Below are 2,429 nucleotides of genomic sequence, written 5' to 3' on the forward strand. Positions count from 1 at the left end.
ACCAAGCAACGGCCCCAAAACTGAGACGCGTGGGTTGTCTGCCAACACCAACGGTTCCCGGCGGGCTCAGCGGGAACCGTAGTCGGCGCGGTAAGCCGTTGTGATGTGTTCAGCGCAGACTCAAGCAAGGCGCGCAACTCTACCGATCAGCTCGATAACGCCAAAGTGTATGCCTCGATCCGCCCCTAGCTGTACGGGGCGGCAAGGGCTGTAACCCACTACTGTCGCAGGCATACCACTACCGCCTGGATGCCGCGCCATGTTCATGTCCACCAGCCTCTTGTCCGCCTTTGTCCTGTTTGCCTTCGTGTCCTCGATCACGCCCGGCCCGAACAACACCATGTTGCTCGCCTCGGGGGTGAATTTTGGCTTTCGCCGCTCGATGCCCCACGCGCTGGGGATCAGCATCGGCTTCATGCTGTTGGTGATGTCGGTAGGCCTGGGCCTGGGCGAAGTGTTCAAGGTATTCCCGTGGGCCTACACGGTGTTGCGCTATGTGGGAGCGGCCTATTTGCTCTACCTGGCGTGGAAGATTGCCACCGCTGGCGGCATGTCCGAGAACCCTGACGAGCGTGGCAAACCCATGACCTTTCTTGGCGCGGCCGCGTTTCAGTGGGTCAACCCCAAGGCATGGATCATGGCGCTGGGAGCAATCACCACCTATACGCCGGCCGAAGGTTATGTGACCAATGTACTGGTGATTGCGCTGGTATTTGCGGTGGTCAACCTGCCCAGTGTGTGCGTGTGGGTGGGCTGCGGCAGTGGATTGCGCAACGTGCTGCGCGAGCCGCGTTGGTTGCGGGTATTCAACGGGTCGATGGCGGCGCTGTTGGTGCTGTCGTTGTACCCGATGCTTTTTGCGTGAAGCAGTGCCTCACACCGGCGAGATGGTTGCCAGCAAGCCGATACCGATGGTCAGCACCAGAAAACCGAACAGGAAAATTGCCATCTTGGTCATAAGGCCTCCGAAGGGAAGGGAGTCGACAGGAGTGTCGGAATGGCGCCCATTGTCCGCTTCACTGGCGTTTCGATACAGACGCAGATAGCAAAGAAAAAACCGTATCAGATGGTCCCGCAGCTGCCATGCTGCGGGCCTGGGAGGCGGTTGCTTTTGTAAAGATCAGGCTTAAAGGTCGTGTTGACTATCAACAGGCAAGCGTCCTCCATCGTGGCGGCGGCCACGCAGCATAGTCATTATTCTTCGTGGGAATGCGGCACGACAGCCGGCGCATTTGCCCCTAAGATAGCGCCCATTGCATAAACAAAAAGAGTGGGCCAACCCTCGATGGAAAGACGCCAGTTCAGCGGTGGCATGAAAGGCAAGAACCTGCGCTACCTGAATGAAAACTTCCAGCAGCCGTCGCCGGTCACCCGCGTTGGTTTTTTGCTGCTCGAACACTTTTCCCTGCCGGCATTCACCCAGACCCTCGACACCCTGATCACCGCCAACCTGTTGCGCCCCGAGCTGTTTGCCACGCGTACCTTCGGGTGTGACGAGGGCGAAGTTATCAGCGACCTGGGCCTGGTGATCCGCCCGGATGCCCGCCTGCAAGCGTCGGCATTGCCCGACCTGGATTTGCTGGTGATCTGCGGCGGTTTTCGCACCGAACTCAAAGCCGGCGAGGATTTCATCCAGCTGTTGCGCAGCGCCGCCGAACAGGGTGTGAGCCTCGCCGGCCTATGGAACGGCGCCTGGTTCCTTGGTCGCGCCGGGCTGTTGCAGGGTTACCGCTGCGCGATCCACCCGGAACATCGCCCGGCGCTGTCGGAAGTGTCCAAAGCTGCGCAGGTCACCAGCGAACCCTACGTGATTGACCGCGATCGCCTCACCGCCTCCAGCCCATCGGGCGCGTTCCATATGGCCCTGGACTGGATCAAAAGCCTGCATGGCAAGGCCTTGGTCGAAGGTATCGAAGACATCCTGGCGTTTGAAGAGTCACGCTACCGGCGTATCAAACCCACAGAGAACATCAGCGTCAGCGCGCCACTGCGTGAAGTGGTGAAACTGATGGACGCCAACCTCGAAGAACCCTTGGAACTGGATCAATTGGCAGTCTACGCCGGCCGCTCGCGGCGCCAGCTCGAACGCCTGTTCAAGGAGCAACTGGGCACTACGCCGCAACGCTATTACATGGAGTTACGTGTCACCGAGGCGCGGCGTTTGTTGCAGCACACCGAACTGTCACAGGTGGATGTGCTGGTGGCGTGCGGGTTTGTGTCGCCGAGCCATTTCAGTAAGTGCTACAGCGCGTATTTCGGCTATCGGCCGTCCAAAGAGAAGCGCTTGGTCAAGTAGCGTTGAGGGCGAGCACTGCCACTGTGATTGTCACTGTGGCGAGCAGGCTTGCCCTGCGTTGGGCTGCGCAGCAGCCCCATAACGTTACACCTGACTCACCGAGTCGTCTGAATGAGGGGCGGCTTCGCCACCC

General features: G+C 59.8%; 2 protein-coding genes. Both read left to right on the plus strand.

From position 1 onward, the window contains the following. The first annotated feature begins 259 nt into the window (after positions 1-259). Positions 260-865, plus strand: coding sequence for a LysE family translocator (locus tag FEM54_RS30575; protein ID WP_017138877.1), 606 nt, complete (start codon positions 260-262; stop codon positions 863-865). 447 nt (positions 866-1,312) lie between these two features. Next, positions 1,313-2,296 carry a GlxA family transcriptional regulator gene (locus FEM54_RS30580; protein WP_050547755.1) on the plus strand — a complete coding sequence of 328 codons (984 nt, stop codon included), beginning with the start codon at positions 1,313-1,315 and terminating at the stop codon, positions 2,294-2,296. Positions 2,297-2,429: the final 133 nt, after the last annotated feature.

It is taken from the genome of Pseudomonas edaphica, from assembly GCF_005863185.1.
Lineage (GTDB): Bacteria > Pseudomonadota > Gammaproteobacteria > Pseudomonadales > Pseudomonadaceae > Aquipseudomonas > Aquipseudomonas edaphica.